The sequence below is a fragment of the Labrys monachus genome, from assembly GCF_030814655.1.
GTDB lineage: Bacteria > Pseudomonadota > Alphaproteobacteria > Rhizobiales > Labraceae > Labrys > Labrys monacha.
Genome location: NZ_JAUSVK010000001.1, coordinates 3,069,566 through 3,087,593 on the forward strand (window position 1 = coordinate 3,069,566; position 18,028 = coordinate 3,087,593).

The following is an 18,028-nucleotide window of genomic DNA, read 5'->3' on the forward strand; positions in this document are numbered from 1 at the left end:
GCCTTCCTGTCTGAGCCGTGCCGCAATGAAGGGGACCGCCGCCTATCGCTTTTCGATACGCGTCACGCCGCCCATATAGGGAACGAGACGATCCGGCACCGTGATCGAGCCGTCCTCGTTCTGGTAGTTCTCCATCACCGCCACCAGAGCGCGGCCGACGGCAACGCCCGACCCGTTGAGGGTGTGGACGAAGCGGGGGGCGCCGCCGGACTTCGGACGGCTGCGCGCATTCATCCGCCGCGCCTGGAAATCCCCGCACACCGAGCATGAGGAGATCTCCCGGAACTGGTCCTGTCCCGGCAGCCAGACCTCGATATCGTAGGTCTTCTGGGCGCCGAAGCCCATGTCGCCCGTGCTCAGCGTCATCACCCGATAATGCAGGTCCAGGCCTTTCAGCACCGCCTCGGCGCAAGCGAGCATGCGCTCATGTTCGTCCCTGCTCTGCTCGGGGGTGGTGATCGAAACGAGCTCGACCTTCTGGAACTGATGCTGGCGAATCATGCCGCGGGTGTCGCGTCCGGCCGAGCCTGCCTCGGCGCGGAAGCAATGCGTCAGGGCCGTCAGGCGCAGGGGGAGTTCCTCCTCGCCGGTGATCTGATCGCGCACGAGGTTGGTCAGCGACACTTCGGCGGTCGGAATCAGCCAGAAATCGCCGGGCTGCACACGGAACAGGTCCTCGGCGAATTTGGGCAGCTGGTTGGTTCCGAACACGGCGTCGTCGCGGACCAGCAGGGGCGGATTGACCTCGGTATAGCCATGCTCGCCGGTGTGCAGATCGAGCATGTACTGGCCGAGCGCCCGTTCGAGGCGCGCCAGCTGCTTCCTGAGGACGACGAAACGGGCGCCGGAGATCTTGGCCGCCGTTTCGAAATCCATCTGGCCGAGCGCCTCGCCAAGCTGGAAATGCTCTTGGGGCGGGAAGGTGAAGGCAGGGGCGACGCCGTGACGATGGCGCTCGACATTGGCATGTTCGTCCGCGCCGACAGGCACATCGTCGAGCGGCAGGTTCGGAATGGACGACAGCTGGTCGAACAGCGCCTTCTCGGCCTCGCGCAGCGCCTCCTCGTCGGCGGGCATCGACGCCTTGAGGGAAGCGACCTCGGCCATCAGCGCCTGGGCCCTCGCCTCGTCCTTCTGCGCCTTGGCCTGCCCGATCTCCTTCGAGGCGGCGTTGCGTCTCTCCTGCGAAGATTGAAGCTTGCCGACGAGCCCGCGGCGGCGGTCGTCGAGCTCGAGTATGGTCGCCGAAAGAGGCGCGAGGCCTCTGCGGCCTCGGCCTTCATCGAAGAGACCCGGATTGTCGCGGATCCACTTCACGTCATACATGAGACCAACTCCAGACCACGGGGTATCCCGGCCATCGTCACGCCGGGCGCGCGCCGCTCAGGGGTTGCCGTCGCCTTGGGCTTCCGCGCGCTTCTTCTCCACCCATCTCACCGAGAAGACCGAGAGTTCGTAAAGGAGCACGCCCGGCACGGCAAGCGCCAACATGCTCCAGGGGTCCGGCGGGGCGAGGATGGCGGCGGCGATGAAGACGATGACGATGGCGTAGCGCCGCCTCGTCCTCAGGAAGGTGGAATCGATGATGCCCATGCGTCCGAGCAGCGTCAGCACCACCGGCAGCTGAAAGACGATGCCGAAGGCGAACACCAGGTTCATCACCAGCGAAAGATAGGCGTCGACGGTGGCGAGCAACTGGATCGACGCCTCGCCCTGCCCGCCCGATTGCTGCATGGCCAAAGCGAAATGCATGACCATGGGCATGGCGAGGAAGAACACCAGGAGACCGCCGAGGAAGAAGAAGATCGGCGTGGCGACGAGATAGGGCAGGAAGGCGTCACGCTCGTGCTTGTAGAGCCCCGGTGCCACGAAACGATAGATCTGGATGGCGAAGAAGGGAAAGCCGATAAAGGCGGAGGCGAAGAGCGCCACGCGGATCTGCGTGAACAGGAAGTCGAGAGGCGCGTTGTAGATCAGCTTGACGTCGGCGTCTGGAAAGCTGGACGCCGCCCACTGATAGGGCCACAGCAGGCCGTTATAGATGTGTTTCGACACGGCGAAGCACAGGACGAACAGGACGATGAAGGCGATGCCCGATTTGAGCAGCCTGTTTCGCAGTTCGAGCAGGTGATCGAGGAGCGGGGCCTTGGAGGCTTCGATGTCGTCCTGACTCATACAAGGCACCAATATCGTCCGGCAACCGCGCTGTTGCGGATCGCCTCCGGGGCCGGGGCCCGGAAGGATGGGAGATTCGGCGAACCGAAGCGGGAAATCGTCCCCTTCTTCATCGCCGGAATACGGCCAGGGGAGCAAAGGCGGAGGGGATGTCGACGCCGTCCAGATCGCTGCCCAGCAGGGACGGCGACAGCCGCCCGCCCCCGATCGACGGTGCCGGCGCTTCCTGGGCGACCGCGCTCGGCACGGGAGCCGCGCTTTGCGAGGGATCGTCCGGGAACATCGAGCCCGACAGCACGTTTCGCGCGACGCCGAGCGGGTTCATCACGCTGGAGATGCCGGCAGCCGATTGCCGCAGGACGTCGAATTCCTTCTTGACGTCCTCGAGATTGGCTTCCTTCAGGGCCTGGTTGAACTGGCCCTGAAACTCGCCGGCCATGCGCCGCACCTTGTTCAAGCCACGGCCGAGGGAGCGCATCGTGTTTGGCAGCTCCCGCGGGCCGATGGCCACCACGGCGACCACGCCGACGATCAGGAGCTCGCTCCAGCCAATGTCAAACATGGGGCGTTCAGTCCGGCAAAAGAAAGCGCTCCGACGTACTTGGACGCGGAGCACACAAAAGGCAAGGCTTCAGACAAGTGAGGCTGGGTTCAGCCGACCTTGCTCTGTTCCGTCGAGGTGATCGGAACGCCATTCTTGCCGTCGATGGTCTTCACAGACGCCGCGGCAGGCGTCTCGTCCTCGGCCATGCCCTTCTTGAAGGCCTTCATGCCCTTGGCGACGTCGCCCATCAGCTCGGACACCTTGCCACGCCCGCCGAACAGCAGGACGACGACGGCAAGAAGCAGAAGCCAATGCCAGATACTCATGCTACCCATAATAACCTCCCCTAGCAGCCAAGCCGGATGTGGATGACATCAGCGGCGCCGCGCTGGACCCGATGATCAACTGGAATCTATGCGCCCATAGCGGCAAAAACAAGAACTACTGCCGCCCGTTTTCGGACATGCACCGGACAGTTTCACGAAAATGTCTCAAATCCCCGTCTCCGCGTCCGCTTCCGGGAAGGCGAAGGACAGGTCGCCGGGGTCAAGAGGCTCCTCGTCGGGCGTCAACGCGCTGTCGTCGCAAGGCGTGGGGATGGTGAATCCGGGCGGAAGCCGCCCCTCCAGCAGGCCCGCGCCCTTGAGTTCGTCGAGACCGGGCAAGTCGGTGATGCCGTCGAGGCCGAAATGGTCGAGGAAGGCCGCGGTGGTGCCATAGGTCACCGGGCGGCCGGGCGTGCGGCGACGGCCCCGCAGGCGAATCCATCCGGTCTCGAGGAGGACGTCGATCGTGCCCTTGGAGGTCGAGACGCTGCGGATGTCCTCGATCTCCGCCCGCGTCACCGGCTGGTGATAGGCGATGATCGCCAGGGTTTCCATGGCGGCGCGTGACAGCCTGCGCGTCTCGCAGGCGTCGCGCGAGAGCAGCCAGGCCAGGTCGTCCGCCGTGCGAAAGGCCCAGCGCCCGCCGAGGCGGACGAGGTTCACGCCCCGTACGGCGTAGTCGGCCTGCAGTGCGAGGAGGACCGCCGGCACGTCGGCGCCTTCCGGCAGGCGGGCCGCCAGCGTCGCCTCGTCCAGCGGTTCGAGCGCGGCGAAAAGCAGGGCCTCGGCGAGGCGCATGTGCTCGCGCAGATCCGTCCGTCCGTCGGTTGCCGGCTGTAGAGACGCCATCTTGCCCACGATCTATTTCCCTTGCTGCCCGGTTCCGGCCTCGCCGGTCTCGCACGATCGCAGATAAATCGGCGAGAACGGTGCCTCCTGGCGCAGAGCGAGCTTGCCTTCCTTGACGAGTTCGAGGCTTGCGGAGAAGCTTGACGCCCGCACCGTCGCACTTGTCGAGGGTTCGCCGAGGTAATCCACCAGAAATTCATCGAGCCGCAGCCAGCCCATGTCGCGCCCGAGGAGCTTCTCGATGCATTCGCGGGCTTGCGCGAGGGTCCATACCTTGCGTTGCGGCAGGCTTATGCGGACATGCGCATGGCGCTGGCGCTGGCCCGCATAGGCGGAGAGCAGGTCGTGCAGGGTGGCCTCGAAACGGCCGCGCTTGGTGAGGCGCACGCCTTCGGGCATGCCGCGAAAGAACACATCCCGCCCGAGCAGGCTGCGCTCCTGCAGGCGGCCTGCCGCGACGCGCATGGCGTCGAGCCTCTGCAGGCGGAAGGCAAGCGCCGCAGCGAGTTCGGCGGTCGGTGGCTCCTCGCCCTTCGGCGGCTCCGGCAGGAGCAGGCGCGACTTGAAATAGGCGAGCCATGCCGCCATCACCAGGTAGTCCGCCGCAAGTTCGAGCCGCAGCTTGCGCGCCTCCTCCACGAACAGGAGATATTGCTCGGCGAGGGCCAGGATGGAAATGCGGGTGAGGTCCACCTTCTGCCGCCGGGCGAGTTCGAGCAGCAGATCGAGCGGGCCTTCGAAGCCGTCGACGTCGACGACGAGCGTGGGGTCCGCCGCCATCCTGCCGGTATCCGCCGGGTCGGGAAATGCCGACATTCAACCCACCCTTTCCGTTGCCAGTGCCGATGCGAGCCGCGCCCGGGCCTCATCGACGTCGATCGGCTCCGGCAGGTGGCGAATGCGGGCGAGCGCCGCGTCGGCCCGCCGCCGGGCCTTGCCGGCGAGGCGCGGCGCGGCGGCGGCAACCCCGATCATCTCGTCCATCTTCCCGTTGCAGTGCAGCCCGAGGTCGCAGCCCGCCGCGAAGGCGCGGGCGGCCCTTTCCGCGAGCGTTCCGGCAAGAGCCTGCATGGAGAGATCGTCGCTCATCAGCAGGCCATCATAGCCGATCGCCCCGCGAATGACACTGCGGATCACCTTTCTCGACGTCGTGGCTGGGGATGACGGGTCGAGCGCGGTGTAGACCACGTGGGCCGTCATCGCGGCCGGCAGGTCCGCCAGCATGCGGAAGGGCATGAAGTCGAGCGATTCGAGTTCCGCCCGCGAGGCCTGCACCACCGGCAGCGCCAGATGGCTGTCCACCCCCGCCCGGCCGTGCCCCGGCACGTGCTTCATCACCGGCAGGACGCCCCCGGCGACCAGCCCCTCGGCGGCGGCGCGCCCGAGCGTGCCGACCGTCTCCGCGTCCATGCCATAGGCGCGGTCGCCGATCACGTCATGGGCGCCGGGCACGGGAATGTCGAGCACCGGCATGCAATCGACATTGATTCCCACCGCCAGCAGGTCATGCGCCATCAGCCGGGCACCGAGGCGGGTGATCTCGCGCCGTGTCAGGGGATCGTTGGCATAGATCTCGCCATATCGCCGCGCTGGCGGATATTTCGGCCAGTTCGGCGCGGTCAGCCGCTGCACGCGTCCCCCTTCCTGGTCGACCAGCACCGGCGCGTCGCGGCCCACCGCCTCGCGCAGCGCGGCCGTCAGAGCGAGGACGTCGGCAGGCGCGCCGATATTGCGCCGGAACAGGATGAAGCCCCAGGGATCGGCATCGCGAAAGAAAGCCTTCTCGTCCTGCGAGAGCGAAGGGCCGGCACAGCCCAGAACAAGTGCCGAAACGGGCATCGACGGTTCTTCCTGAAAGAGAGGCTCCATCGGCGGATGAAGCAATGGCGACAACGCCCCGGAGGCGCGGCCTTGCGCTCGCGTCATGAAGCTGAAGGCGGACCGAAAATAGCAAAGGCCCGGCTGAAGCCGGGCCTGTCGCCGATCGATTCGTCAGTTGCGGGCAACGACGCAATCGCCGCCGGCCGCCTTCAGCTTGGCGCAGAAGGCTTGCGCCTCGTTGCTGGAGGCCCACAGGCCGACCCGGACACGATAATAGGTGCCGCGATCCGCGATATCGACCTTGCGGACCGAAAGCTTCAGCCCACCGATGACGGCAGGAAACCGGCGCTGCAGCGCCTGGTAGGCGGTCTGCGCGTCCGCCGGCGTCTTCTGGGAGGAGACCTGTACCACGAAGCCGGTTCCGGCGATCGGCGAGGCTACCGGCTCGGCGGATGCGACTTGCGTCGGCTTTGCCGGCGCCGCCACGGGCGCGGGCGCGGACGGGATGTTGCGCGGCCGCACCGGCGGGATGGCGGGATGCACGGGCGCAACTGCGGTCTCGGCCGAACGGGTGGGCGTGACGACGGTGGTGGCGTCGGCGCTGTCGCCCCCGTCACCATCGTTCGCCGTCGTGTCGGCGGGCTTGTCGGCCGATGGCGTGGCGACGGTTGCCGCCTGGCCGGAATCGGCCGGTGCGGCAGCCGCAGGATCCGGGACCTGCTGCTCGGCCTGCGTCAGGGGGGCGGTCGGCGTGATTCCTGAAATGTCGATCGGACGGGCAGTCGAGGGCGCCGGATTCGGGCCGGCGATCGGCGCCTCGCCGGTCACCACCGTGTTGTCGCCCATGATCTTGATGGTCTTCACCCGGCGCGGGCCGTCGGGCACGTCGCCCTCGGGCGTATCGCCCGTGTCGCCGGCGGCGGGCGCCGGCAGGGTGATGTTGCTCGTAGAGACGCTGCGGGTGGGGGTGGAGGCCGTATTGTCGTTGGCCGGCGCCGGCAAGGCGCCCGTCGCGGGCATGGTCGCGGGGTTGATCGAGGCGGTGCGCACCGGCACTGCATCGGTCCGCACGGGAACCTCCGCGACCGGCTGCTCGTCATGGGACACGAGCTTCTCCTGCCCGATCGAAGGCGTGTCGTCCTTGCGGCCGAAAATCTGCGGATTTGGCTGGTCCACCGCTGCAGTCGTTTCGGCAGGCTTGATCTTCACCGGATCGGTGCTGGCACGGATCACCGGCGGCGGCCCCCCGAGGCCGGGAATGTCGCTGCCGATGAAGGCGCCCTTCTTCCACGCATAAGCGAGGCCGCCGCCCATCGAAGCGACCAGCACAAGCGCGGCCAGGCCGAGAACGCCGCTCCGGGACCGGCGCTGCGGCAGCTGGGCATCTTCCTGCGGAGCGAGATATTCGTCTTCCTCATAGGCCGGCGCGTAGCCGCCTTCGTCACCGTCGCCGGCAGGCTCGACATAGGGATGGCCATCGCGATCGACCCAGGCCTTGCGGCTCTCGTCATAGGTCCATTCCGGGCCGCTCCCGGCGTCCTGCTCGTCGCCATAGGGATAGGGCTCCTCATAGGCGCCCTCGCCCTGGGGATGATCGCGCGCCTCGTCATACGCCAGGGCGGCGTATCGGGGATCCTCGTAATAACGGTCGTCGAGATGCGGCTGGGCAGGATCATACGACGCGTCGTCATAGGCCTGCCGGCCGTCGGGCCCGCCCCGATCGTAACGCCCTGTCATGTTTGCCTCCCGCGACGGTGACACGCCGGACAGTTCGAATCTCTCCGGACCACGCGTCTCGGCATGAACATCGCGATTGCTACCCATTCCCGCAAGATCGGCGAGCCATTCATCACGATTTTCGCGATCGTCTTGCCCCTTACGGCGTGCATCCGATTCAATCATCAGTCGTTCCTGACCAGGCTGGCCGATCGCTGAGACGGTCTGTCGTCAGGAAGACCGCTGTATCACGTCAGCGCATTTCGTTCGGCGCGGAAACGCCGAGCAAGGAGAGTCCAGACTTGAGTATCGTCTCAACTCCACGCACCAATGCCAAGCGGGCGCCTGTCAACAATCTATTATCGTCCCTAATGAAGCGTAAATGCGGCAGGTCCCGGCCCCGATTATATTGTGCGTGCAGTTCGCTTGCCAGTTCATAAAGGTAAAAGGCGATGCGATGCGGCTCATGGGCGTGCGCGGCTTGTTCGACGAGGCGGGGAAATTGAGCGATCCGCTTGAGGATCCCCTGCTCGCCTTCGTCCGACAACGCGTCGAGCGCCGCGCCGGAGGTGTATTCCGAATCGGCGAGGTCACCGAAGGTTTCGCGCGCCTTCTGGAAAACCGACTTGCAGCGGGCATGGGCATATTGCACGTAGAAGACCGGATTGTCCTTGCTCTGCTCGACGACCTTGGCGAGATCGAAGTCGAGGGTGGCGTCGTTCTTGCGCATCAGCATGATGAAGCGCGTGGCGTCGCATCCGACCTCCTCCACCACTTCCCGCAAGGTGACGAAGTCGCCGGACCGCTTCGACATCTTCACCGGCTCGCCGCCGCGCAGCAGCCGGACGAGCTGGCACAGCTTGACGTCCAGTTCGCCTTTGCCGCCGGTCACGGCGCGCACCGCCGCCTGCATGCGCTTCACATAGCCGCCATGGTCGGCTCCGAGCACGTCGATCATCGACGCGAAGCCGCGGTTGAACTTGTCCTTGTGATAGGCGATGTCCGAGGCGAAATAGGTGTAGGAGCCGTCCGATTTCATCAGCGGGCGGTCGATGTCGTCGCCGAAGGCGGTGGCGCGGAACAGGGTCTGCTCGCGGTCTTCCCAATCCTCGTCCTTCTGGCCCTTCGGCGGCGGCAGGCGCCCCTGATAGACGTCCCCGCGGGCCTCGAGGAAGGCGATGGTCTCGCCGACCCGGTCGACCGGCGCCTGCATCGCCCTTTCCGAGGAGAAGACGTCGTGATGCACGTTGAGAAGGGCGAGATCGGCGCGGATCAGCGCCATCATCGCCTCGATGGCCTCCTCACGGACGATCGGCAGCCAGCGCGATTCCGGCATGTCGGCCAATGCGGCACCATGCCTGCGGGCCAGCTCCTCGCCGACAGGCTTGAGATAGTCGCCGGGATAATAGCCCTCGGGGATGGCGATGACCTCGCCGAGGGCCTCGCGATAGCGCAGGAAGGCCGAGCGGCCGAGCGTGTCGACCTGGCCGCCGCCGTCATTGATGTAATATTCCCTTGTGACGTCGAAACCGGCGAAATCGAGCAGCCCGGCCAGGGCATCGCCCACCACCGCGCCCCGGCAATGGCCGACATGCATCGGCCCGGTCGGGTTGGCCGAGACGAACTCGACATTGATCTTCTCGCCGCCGCCGAGCCGGCTCCGGCCGAAATCCGGGCCGAGTTCCAGGACCGATGCCAGCACCCGCGTCCAGAAGGCCGGCGCGACCGTCAAATTGATGAAGCCCGGCCCCGCGACCGCGACGGCCTGGATGTCCGGCAGTGCCCGCAGTTTCCCCGCGATCCTCTCCGCGAGGTCGCGCGGCTTCAGCCCCGCCTCCTTCTGAAGCACCATCGCGGCGTTGGTGGCGATGTCGCCATGGCTCGCATCGCGCGTCGGCTCGACCACCACGCGGCCGACATCCGGCACGGCGGCAAAGACGCCGTCGGCGACCAGCGCGGCTACGGCCCCGCGCACATGGGCTTCGAACACAGTGAAGAGATTCATCGTCCAACCTAGCCTGCAAAACGCGCGGAGCTTTATCGCAAGTCGGGCGCAGTGTCGAACAGTCGACGGTGCTCCTCGATGGCGAATGTGTCGGTCATGCCGGCGATATAGTCGGCCACCCGCCGCGCGCGCCGGTCCTCGCCCGCGTCCGCCATGCCTTCGCGCCACTCGGCCGGCATCAGGCCGATATCCTCGAACAGGCGCCGGAACAGGCGCCGCACCACGTCGGCGGCCTGCGCCCTGACCCGCATCACCCGCTCATGGCGATACATGTTGGGATAGAGGAAACCCTTGATGCCCCGGTCCGCCGAGCCGATCGCCTCGGAAAAGCGGATCAGGGTCTTGCCGGCATTGCGAACGTCGTCGCTCGAACGATAGGCGCCCGAGGCGAAGGCCGCCCTGCCCTGCGCGATCACGTCCTCGACGAGCCTGGTGATGATGCGGCGCATGAGTTCGTGCGTGGTCCGGCTGCGGTCGAGACCGGGATATCGGCGTGCGATGTCGGCCAGCAATTCCCCCAGCAGGGGTACCTCGCCGAGGTCCGCCAGCTCGAAGAGGCCGGCGCGCAGGCCGTCGTCGATATCATGGGCGTTGTAGGCGATGTCGTCGGCGATGGCGGCGGCCTGCGCCTCCGCGCCGGCGAAGGAGCGCAGCTCGAGGTCCTGGCGCTGCTGATATTCGAGGATGGCGGCGGGGATACCGTGCAGGCGATAGCGCTCGACCGGTTCGCCGGCGGCGGTGAGCATCGGGCCGTTATGCTTGACCAGCCCCTCCAGCGTCTCCCAGGCCAGATTGAGGCCGTCGAATTCGGCATAGCGGCGCTCGAGCCGGGTGACGATGCGCAGCGACTGGGCGTTTTGGTCGAAGCCGCCATAGGGCCGCATGACGTCGTCGAGCACATCCTCGCCGGTATGGCCGAAGGGGGTGTGGCCGAGATCATGGGCGAGGGCCAGCGCCTCCGCCAGATCCTCGTCGAGCGCGAGAGACCGGGCGAGAGACCGGGCGATCTGCGCGACCTCGATGGTGTGGGTGAGGCGGGTGCGGTAATGGTCGCCTTCATGGGCGACGAAGACCTGAGTCTTGTGCTTGAGCCTGCGGAAGGCCGTGGAATGGATGACGCGGTCGCGGTCGCGCTGGAAATCGGTGCGGGTCGGCGATGCCGGCTCGGGATGGAGACGGCCGCGGGAATAGGGCGCGACCGCCCAAGGGCCGCGCGGCCTGATCACGCAGTCGGGGATCTCAAGCCCAGGCACCGTCTCATCCATCGCCTCGCCCCCTGTCTTCGCCATTGACGCAAATCATTTCGTGCCTACTTTTACAAGAAGATAGGTGTTGCCATGACCAGTTCCGTTTCCGTCAGCGAACGCGCCGCCCGCCGCATCGCGAGAATCCTGCAGGGCGAGCCATCCGGATCGATGCTGCGCATCAGCGTCGAGGGTGGCGGCTGTTCCGGATTCCAGTACAAATTCGGATTCGTCACCGAACGGCAGGCGGACGATGTCGTCATCGCCGGCGAGGGCGCGACGGTGCTGATCGACGAGACTTCGCTGCAATATATGGAGGGCGCCGAACTCGACTATGTCGAGGACCTGATCGGTTCGGCCTTCAAGATCAGCAATCCGCAAGCCGTCGCCGCCTGCGGGTGCGGCACCAGCTTCACGGTTTGACGCCGTGCTGCGCATCGCGAGCTGGAACGTCAACTCGATTCGGCAAAGGCTGCCGCACCTGATCGAATGGCTGGGCGACGCCGCCCCCGACGTGGTCTGCCTGCAGGAAATCAAATGCCTCGCCGAGGCGTTCCCGACTGCCGATATCGAGGCGGTCGGCTACAACGTGGCCGTCCACGGGCAGAAGACGTTCAACGGCGTCGCGATCCTCTCCAAATATCCGCTCGAGGACGTCGCCGCCGGCCTGCCCGGCGACGACAGCGACGAGCAGGCGCGCTATATCGAAGCCGTGATTTCAACCGCCGAAGGCGCCCTGCGCGTGGCCTCGGTCTATCTGCCGAACGGCAATCCCGTCGCCAGCGAAAAATACCCCTACAAGCTGCGATGGATGGACCGGCTGAAGGCCCGGACGGCCGAACTGCTCGCGCTGGAGGAAACCTTCGTGCTCGCCGGCGACTACAACATCATCCCGGCGCCGGAGGACGCGCGCAACCCGGCCGACTGGGTGTCCGATGCTCTGTTCCTGCTGCAGAGCCGCGCCAAGTTTCGTGAACTGATGGCGCTCGGCATCACTGACGCCTTCCGCGCCTGCGAGGCGTCTCCGGGCCATTACACCTTCTGGGACTACCAGGCCGGCGCGTGGCAGCGCGACAACGGCATCCGCATCGACCATCTGCTGCTGTCCCCGCAGGCCGCCTCCCGCCTGCATGGCTGTGTCATCGACAAGAGCATTCGCGGCCGGGAAAAAGCGTCCGATCACGTGCCGGTCCGTTGCGACCTGGCGATCTGACCGGCCGGGCGAGCACCAGGATTCCCACCCTTGCGGTTGGAACAGATGTGCTGCGGACGAGCGGCTACCGATCGCCGCCACCGCCGCTATCGGTGCCGATCGACCGCGGGGGCGGAACCAGGTTGGGGAAGTGGAAGGGCGGAATCTGCCCGTCATGGCTCGGATTGCCGCCGCCGTAATGGCCGCACAGCCGTGATCCCGCGCTCGTCTCGGCGCAATAGGCGGTGAAGATGACCGGCGTGCCGCCCGGCCGGCTCCTGCCGTCGCGGGACAGGGTCATCGTCTCTCCGGGCTTGTGGATGACGGGACAGTGACGCCGCCTCTCCTCCTCGATCGACATCCCCCTCTCGTGGGGGCAGACCTCGATCGCCCCTTCCCAGATCGTGTAGCGCTCATAGGTATCGGTGATTTCGGCGGTGAAGTTGGTGCCGCGCACGCCGATGCCCGCCAGGGGCGTATGGATCCAATAGGCTTTCTTGGAGGATATGCCGGTGGCGAATCGGAACACCCCGCGCGTCAGCCCGATGACGACGTCGTCGGCGCGGCCGCTGCCGGCATAGACGAACCGGTCGAGCTTGGCCGACGACGATGTGCCCAGCGCCAGCCTCGTCTGGTCGAGGAATTCGATCTCGAGAATGCCCGTCGGCCCGGTCCTGACCGTCTCGTCGCGGTAGACATGCAGGTTGACGCCCAGTTCTCCGGCAACCGTGCCGATGGCGGCCGGCGTGACACCGACGGCGCTGCCGATCGTTTCCGCCGCATGCGCGGGCAGGAGGGGCGCGAGCATGGCCATGGCGACCGCGGCAACGCGGAGGCGGGAGAGATGCAGTTCGAGCATGACGGCGGCCCCACACCTGTCTGGCGGCCGGCGCTGACGCCGGGAGAGTTCCGCCTGAAATTGCTGCGTTGCTGTATCATGGCGCAATCGATCAAGCTATCCAAGGGCATGGACGTGCGAATTCGATGTAAAAGCCAGGTCTGAATCCAGTCATGCGCATGAGAGGCTCCCTAGGATATCCGCTCACGGTGGTCCTGCCGCTCGTGGCTGCCGCCCTCCTCACGATGTTCGAGCCTGCCCCCCTGCCCCGTCTGCGCGAAATCGTCTTCGACAGCTATCAGCGCTGGAATGCGAAGCCGCGCGATCCGGATTCGCCGGTCCGCATCGTCGCCATCGACGAGAAGTCGCTGGCCGCGGTCGGACAATGGCCGTGGCCGCGCGACACGATTGCGAAATTGACGCAGAAGCTGACCGAAGCCGGTGCGGCCGCCATCGCCTTCGACATCGTCTTCGGGGAGCCGGACCAGAGCTCGCCCGACCTCCTGGTCAGGAAACTGCCGACGAGCGAGGAGCGGACGGCGCTCGAGCGGGCGATGAGCGCCAGCGACGTCTCGCATGACGCCACCTTCGCCCGGGCGCTGCAGGATGCGCCCGCCGTCCTCGGCGTCGTCGGCGGCGAGGACGGCGTGCCGATCCAGGCCAAGAGCGGCTTTGCCTTTGCCGGCGACAACCCGGCGGACTTCCTGCCCCGGTTCAAGGCCGGCATCGTGCCGGTCCCCCTCCTGATGGCCGCCGCCAAGGGGCTCGGCGCCGTCAACTGGATTCCCGACGGCGACAGCGTCATCCGCAAGGTGCCGACCCTCGTCAGCGCCGGCAACAAGCTGGTTCCCACGCTGTCGCTGGAGGCGGTCAGGATCGCTCTCGGCGCGGATACCATCGTCGTGCGCGCCTCCAATGCCAGCGGGCAGACGGCGCTGGGTTCCGAATCCGGCATCAACGCGATCAAGGTCGGCGATCTCGTGGTCCAGACCGAGGCCAATGGCGAGATACGCCTCATTGCCCGCAAGGCCGATCCCTCCTCCTGGATCTCCGCCTCCTCGGTCCTCGACGGCAGCTTCTCGCCGGACGAGGTCAGGGGCCGGATCGTCTTCGTCGGCACGGCCGCCATCGGCATCAGCGACTGGCGTTCCACGCCGGTGGAGACCTCGATCCCGGGGGTCGAGGTCCATGCGCAGATCGTCGAGCAGATCCTGGCCGGCGCCAATCTGGTGCGTCCCGACTGGATGCGGGGCGTCGAAGCCTTCCTCATCCTGGCGCTGGGCGGCCTGCTCGCCTGGATCCTGCGCAGGACGCGCAACATGCCGCTGGTCTCGACCGCGGCCGGCCTCGCGATCCCTCTCATGATCGCCGGCACGAGCTGGCTGCTGTTCGTGCGGGCCGACGTGCTCCTTGATGCCGTGATGCCGAGCGTCGGCGTCCTCGGCGTCTTCATCGCCGGGACGCTCTATCACTACCAGGAGGCAGAGCATCGCCGCGCCGAAGTGCGCAGCATGTTCGGGCGCTTCGTGACCCCCGCCGTGGTGGAGCGCCTCGTGGAAGCGCCCGACCGCATCGTCCTCGGCGGCGAAATCCGCGAGCTCACCGTGATGTTTTCCGATGTCCGCGATTTCACCGGCCTCGCCGAGAGGCAGACGCCGGAGGGCGTGGTCTCGCTCATCCGCCGCATCCACACGCCGGCCACCGATGCCGTGCTTCGCCACAACGGCACGCTCGACAAGTTCATCGGCGACGGCATGATGGCGTTCTGGAATGCGCCGCTCGACATCGCTGAGCACGCGACGCTCGCCTGCTTGGCGGCGCTGGACATCGCGGCCATGGCCGACACCTTCGTCGACCCTGCGATCGAGATCGGCATCGGCCTGCATACGGGACAGGCCTGCGTGGGCAATCTCGGCTCGGCCCAGCGGCTGGAATATTCCGCCCTGGGCGATTCGGTGAACCTCGCGTCACGCGTCGAGCAGCTGACGAAGGTCTATGGCGTTGCCATCATCGTCACCGAGGATACCAGGACGGCGGTCCGCTCGCTGCCTTTTCTGGAGATCGACCGCGTCACGGTCCGGGGGCGCCAGGCGGCCATAAGCCTGTTTGCTCTCCATACCGGAACGGACGACCAGAGCTTCAAGCTGTTGCAGAGCGTGCAGGCGGACATGCTGGCCGCCTACAGGGCCGGCGCTTTCGACCAGGCCGTCCAGATCCTCGAAGCCAATGCCGAGGCCTATGGCGAGGCCTATGCCCGTCTGCGCGCCTATTACAGGCGGACGATCGGAACATTGCGGGCCGATCCCAGGCCCGACTGGCAAGGCATCAACCAGCTCTGACGGTCGATCTGAAACGGCAGGCGTATGGAGGTCCGTCCACCCCTGCATGCGCAGCGGGGAGACGGGGACCTCCGGCGCAAGGCGCGGTCAGGAATGTTCCTTGAGGAACTGCGCCAGATAGGTCAGGCACATGTCACGCTCTTCGGGCGTCGCCTTGGCGAAGGCTTCGCGGTAGAGATCGACGATCCACTGGTCGCGGTCGCCATTGGCGCCGTCGCGCGCCAGCGTCAGATACATCAGGCCGCGCGCGCCCTGGCGCGGCATGTCGTCGCCCGTGAACAGGATGTGGCCCAGGACGGCCTGCGCCTGGTGCTGGCCCTTGTCCGCCGCCAGGCGAAGCCAGCGCGCCGCCGTCACCGTATCGCGCTGTTCGGAATCATTGCCGTCCAGATAGATGCGGCCGAGATTGTACTGGGCGTCGCTGTCGCCGAAATAGGTCGCCGCATACTGGAACATCTCGGTGGCGTGCTTCTGGTCCGGCCGTATGCGCGTGTTCGGAATGCCGGTGAGATAATAGGAGCCGAGCGCCACCAGCGCATTCGAGACGAAACGCGCCTGCGGCGTATCCGGGCTGTCCTCGCCATGGGCATCGACGATGGCCTGATAGTAGTCGAAAGCCTTCAGGTCGTCATGGGGGACGCCGTCGCCTTCCGAATACATGCGGGCGAGCTTCCATTGCGCCAGCGCATGTCCCTTGCCGGCAGCAAATTCCAGCGCGCGCGACGCGCCGGCGAGGTCTCCCGCCTTGTAGGCCTGCGTACCCTGCCGGAAGGCCTGCATCGGGGTGGGATCGTCGGCCGGGGTCTTGGTGCCGTCGAAGGCGTGAGCCGACAGGCAGCCGAGCGACAGCAGCATGCTGAACCCACTCGCCCGCAAGAGAGAAAACAGCAACGCATGCCTCGACGCGCGCCGAACGGCGCCGCGTATCCGGGCGACGACGGAACAAGACTCGTCTGTCGGAAGAGTAAAGCCGTTCATGATCACGGCTATAATCGAGAGTTCTGCCGAATCTTTGACCGCTTCGGGGCTTCTTACCCTGCGAAACGCCGGGTTTGATGGCTTTTTCACGACATCGGCCGACGTCGGCTCGACGCCTGTCCTGCCGCTGCCGGAATTGCAGGCCATGAGATCAAGGCCCACATCACCCATGTGAAAAACGATATCCAAAGTGCGACCGCCATCGAACCGAAATAACCGGCATTCCATTGCTTCGATCTCGGCGAGACCGGGCTGCAGACGCCGCTTTCCGCACCTCGAACGACACTTGTCATTCTTTGTGCGGAATGAATTCAGCGGTCACTTTGTGGCAGGATCGCGGCCAAATCGCCCGCGTGGCGGCGGCCCTGCGAGACTTAAAATCCGTGTTGCTGGATTGCCACAATGATCGGCGCAACATTAACCATGTGAATTACGGGCGGACCCGCGGATAGCGTGCCATCGCCTCAAGATCATCTAGATCGATGGTGTTGCGCATATATTGTTTTGAAGCATCCTTGAAAGGTTGGAAATCCCAAGGCTCCGCCTTACCCAAGGTCAAGGCGCTGTCGACAACACGCCGCCGCCGCTGGCTTTCGCGCACTGCATTGTCGAGTGCCGCCATATTCCATCGTTCGGCGACCTCGGCGCGGAACCCGGCAAGTATCTCGGCAAAAGCCGGCTTGCCGGCGAGATTGTCGAGCTCGTCGGGATCGCCGGCGATGTCGTAGAGCTGGTCGGGATCGGCCGGGGAATGCACGAATTTCAGGGGGCCGCGGCGAATCATGACCAGCGGCGCGATCGCCCCTTCCGCGAGATATTCGCCGACCACCTCGTCATGCCCCCCCTCCCCCGCGCAATGCGCCACCAGGCTGCGCCCGTCGACATTGGCGAGCGTGGCGGCCTGGTGCGGATCCGCCATCTCGACCAGCGTCGGCAGGATGTCGACCAGAGAGACATTGGCGCCGACCCGGCGGGGGCGATAGAGGTGCGGCGCCGAGATGATCAGCGGCACGCGTGCCGAGCCCTCGAACCAATTCATCTTGTACCAGAGGCCGCGTTCCCCCAGCATTTCGCCGTGGTCGCCCGTGAACAGGACGATGGTATTGTCGTTGAGGCCGGTCGCCTCGAGCGCGCGCATCAGCTTGCCGACATTGCTGTCGACATAGGAGATCGCCCCGAAATAGGCATGCCGGGCCTTGCGGACATGATCGACGCCGATGGTGGCATTGTCCATGTCGCAGACATGGCGCAGGCGCTTCGAATGCGGATCGAGATCGGCCGGGGGCAGGACGTGCCGCGGCAGCGGTATCTCCTCATCCTTGTAGAGATCCCAATAGTCCGCCGTGATGGCGAAAGGGTCATGCGGATGGGTGAGCGAGGCGACGAGGCAGAAAGGCCGCTTGTCCGGGCTGCGGACATGATCGTAAAGGGCCCGTTCGGCGGCGAACACCACCTCGTCGTCGAAATCGAGCTGATTGGTGCGGATGCACAGGCCCGCATCGGTGACCGACGACATGTTGTGATACCAGCTCGGGCGCTCTTCCGGCCGGTCCCAGTCGGGCGTCCAGCCGTAATCGGCCGGATAGATGTCGGTGGTGAGCCGGTCCTCGAAGCCGTGCAGCTGGTCGGGACCGCAGAAATGCATCTTGCCGGACAGGATGGTCTGGTAGCCGGCCCGGCGCAGGTAATGCGCCCAGGTCGGAATGTCCGACCGGAACTCGGCGGCATTGTCGTAGACGGCGGAGCGCGACGGCAGCTGGCCGCTCATGAAGACGGCCCGCGAGGGCGAGCACAGGGGCGAGTTGCAGTAGGCCCTGTCGAAGACCACGCCACGCTCGGCCAGGCGCGCGATGTTCGGGGCCTTGACCAGATCGAAGCCGTGCACCGGCAGGAAGGCCGGGGCGAGCTGGTCGACCATGATGATGAGGATGTTGGGCTGGACTTGCGTCATCTGCGGAACTCGACGGGGATCTGGATTCGTTCTGGCCTGCGATCGCACCG

At 66.1% G+C, this 18,028-nt stretch carries 19 protein-coding genes; 6 read left to right on the forward strand and 13 right to left on the reverse strand.

The window, feature by feature from the left end; translation table 11 throughout:
• Positions 1-42: 42 nt before the first annotated feature.
• The 8 genes from serS to J3R73_RS13915 all read right to left on the reverse strand — a co-directional run bounded on the left by serS (position 43) and on the right by J3R73_RS13915 (position 7,452).
• On the reverse strand, positions 43-1,326 hold the full coding sequence (gene serS / locus J3R73_RS13880; RefSeq protein WP_307427726.1) for a serine--tRNA ligase: 1,284 nt from the start codon (positions 1,324-1,326) through the stop codon (positions 43-45).
• 57 nt (positions 1,327-1,383) lie between these two features.
• A complete protein-coding gene (tatC, locus tag J3R73_RS13885; protein WP_307427728.1) occupies positions 1,384-2,175 on the reverse strand; it encodes a twin-arginine translocase subunit TatC in 792 nt (263 codons plus the stop codon).
• A 109-nt stretch (positions 2,176-2,284) separates the two neighbouring features.
• The gene (gene tatB / locus J3R73_RS13890; RefSeq protein WP_307427730.1) at positions 2,285-2,737 is read right to left on the reverse strand and encodes a Sec-independent protein translocase protein TatB; all 453 of its coding nucleotides are present in this window, start codon (positions 2,735-2,737) and stop codon (positions 2,285-2,287) included.
• Positions 2,738-2,826: 89 nt separating this feature from the next.
• Entirely contained in the window at positions 2,827-3,054 is a 228-nt protein-coding gene (locus tag J3R73_RS13895) for a twin-arginine translocase TatA/TatE family subunit (protein WP_307427732.1), read from the reverse strand.
• A 156-nt stretch (positions 3,055-3,210) separates the two neighbouring features.
• Positions 3,211-3,894 carry an SMC-Scp complex subunit ScpB gene (gene scpB, locus J3R73_RS13900; RefSeq protein WP_307427733.1) on the reverse strand — a complete coding sequence of 228 codons (684 nt, stop codon included), beginning with the start codon at positions 3,892-3,894 and terminating at the stop codon, positions 3,211-3,213.
• Between the two features lie 12 nt (positions 3,895-3,906).
• Positions 3,907-4,710, reverse strand: a complete 804-nt coding sequence (locus tag J3R73_RS13905) for a segregation and condensation protein A (RefSeq protein WP_307427735.1) — start codon at positions 4,708-4,710, stop codon at positions 3,907-3,909.
• On the reverse strand, positions 4,711-5,733 hold the full coding sequence (nagZ, locus tag J3R73_RS13910) for a beta-N-acetylhexosaminidase (protein WP_307427736.1): 1,023 nt from the start codon (positions 5,731-5,733) through the stop codon (positions 4,711-4,713).
• Between the two features lie 153 nt (positions 5,734-5,886).
• The gene (locus tag J3R73_RS13915) at positions 5,887-7,452 is read right to left on the reverse strand and encodes an SPOR domain-containing protein (RefSeq protein ID WP_307427738.1); all 1,566 of its coding nucleotides are present in this window, start codon (positions 7,450-7,452) and stop codon (positions 5,887-5,889) included.
• Between the two features lie 63 nt (positions 7,453-7,515).
• Here J3R73_RS13915 and J3R73_RS13920 point away from each other — a divergent pair, with 63 nt between their 5' ends.
• Positions 7,516-7,650: a hypothetical protein gene (locus J3R73_RS13920; protein WP_307427739.1), complete on the forward strand. Its 135-nt coding sequence runs from the start codon at positions 7,516-7,518 to the stop codon at positions 7,648-7,650.
• A gap of 34 nt (positions 7,651-7,684) precedes the next feature.
• Here J3R73_RS13920 and argS read toward each other — a convergent pair whose 3' ends face one another.
• Positions 7,685-9,436, reverse strand: coding sequence for an arginine--tRNA ligase (argS, locus tag J3R73_RS13925; protein WP_307427741.1), 1,752 nt, complete (start codon positions 9,434-9,436; stop codon positions 7,685-7,687).
• 32 nt (positions 9,437-9,468) lie between these two features.
• On the reverse strand, positions 9,469-10,701 hold the full coding sequence (locus J3R73_RS13930) for a deoxyguanosinetriphosphate triphosphohydrolase (protein ID WP_370880083.1): 1,233 nt from the start codon (positions 10,699-10,701) through the stop codon (positions 9,469-9,471).
• Positions 10,702-10,773: 72 nt separating this feature from the next.
• Here J3R73_RS13930 and J3R73_RS13935 point away from each other — a divergent pair, with 72 nt between their 5' ends.
• Both J3R73_RS13935 and xth read left to right on the forward strand, forming a co-directional pair.
• Positions 10,774-11,103 carry a HesB/IscA family protein gene (locus tag J3R73_RS13935; RefSeq protein WP_307427745.1) on the forward strand — a complete coding sequence of 110 codons (330 nt, stop codon included), beginning with the start codon at positions 10,774-10,776 and terminating at the stop codon, positions 11,101-11,103.
• Positions 11,104-11,110: 7 nt separating this feature from the next.
• The gene (gene xth / locus J3R73_RS13940) at positions 11,111-11,893 is read left to right on the forward strand and encodes an exodeoxyribonuclease III (RefSeq protein WP_307437339.1); all 783 of its coding nucleotides are present in this window, start codon (positions 11,111-11,113) and stop codon (positions 11,891-11,893) included.
• Between the two features lie 64 nt (positions 11,894-11,957).
• On the opposite strand, the gene J3R73_RS13945 is transcribed toward xth, so the two are convergent.
• A complete protein-coding gene (locus tag J3R73_RS13945) occupies positions 11,958-12,731 on the reverse strand; it encodes a FecR family protein (protein ID WP_307427747.1) in 774 nt (257 codons plus the stop codon).
• Between J3R73_RS13945 and J3R73_RS13950 the strand changes: the two genes are divergently transcribed.
• Both J3R73_RS13950 and J3R73_RS13955 read left to right on the forward strand, forming a co-directional pair.
• Positions 12,717-12,875 carry a hypothetical protein gene (locus J3R73_RS13950; protein WP_307427749.1) on the forward strand — a complete coding sequence of 53 codons (159 nt, stop codon included), beginning with the start codon at positions 12,717-12,719 and terminating at the stop codon, positions 12,873-12,875. The genes J3R73_RS13945 and J3R73_RS13950 overlap by 15 nt on opposite strands.
• A gap of 44 nt (positions 12,876-12,919) precedes the next feature.
• Entirely contained in the window at positions 12,920-15,049 is a 2,130-nt protein-coding gene (locus J3R73_RS13955) for a CHASE2 domain-containing protein (RefSeq protein ID WP_307427751.1), read from the forward strand.
• A gap of 87 nt (positions 15,050-15,136) precedes the next feature.
• On the opposite strand, the gene J3R73_RS13960 is transcribed toward J3R73_RS13955, so the two are convergent.
• The gene (locus J3R73_RS13960; RefSeq protein ID WP_307427753.1) at positions 15,137-15,904 is read right to left on the reverse strand and encodes a tetratricopeptide repeat protein; all 768 of its coding nucleotides are present in this window, start codon (positions 15,902-15,904) and stop codon (positions 15,137-15,139) included.
• On the opposite strand from J3R73_RS13960, the gene J3R73_RS13965 reads away from it, so the two are divergent.
• Positions 15,903-16,202 (forward strand): hypothetical protein, encoded by a 300-nt coding sequence (locus tag J3R73_RS13965; protein WP_307427755.1) that lies wholly within the window; start codon positions 15,903-15,905, stop codon positions 16,200-16,202. The genes J3R73_RS13960 and J3R73_RS13965 overlap by 2 nt on opposite strands.
• A gap of 255 nt (positions 16,203-16,457) precedes the next feature.
• Here J3R73_RS13965 and betC read toward each other — a convergent pair whose 3' ends face one another.
• Positions 16,458-17,978 carry a choline-sulfatase gene (gene betC, locus J3R73_RS13970; RefSeq protein WP_307427757.1) on the reverse strand — a complete coding sequence of 507 codons (1,521 nt, stop codon included), beginning with the start codon at positions 17,976-17,978 and terminating at the stop codon, positions 16,458-16,460.
• Positions 17,979-18,028: the final 50 nt, after the last annotated feature.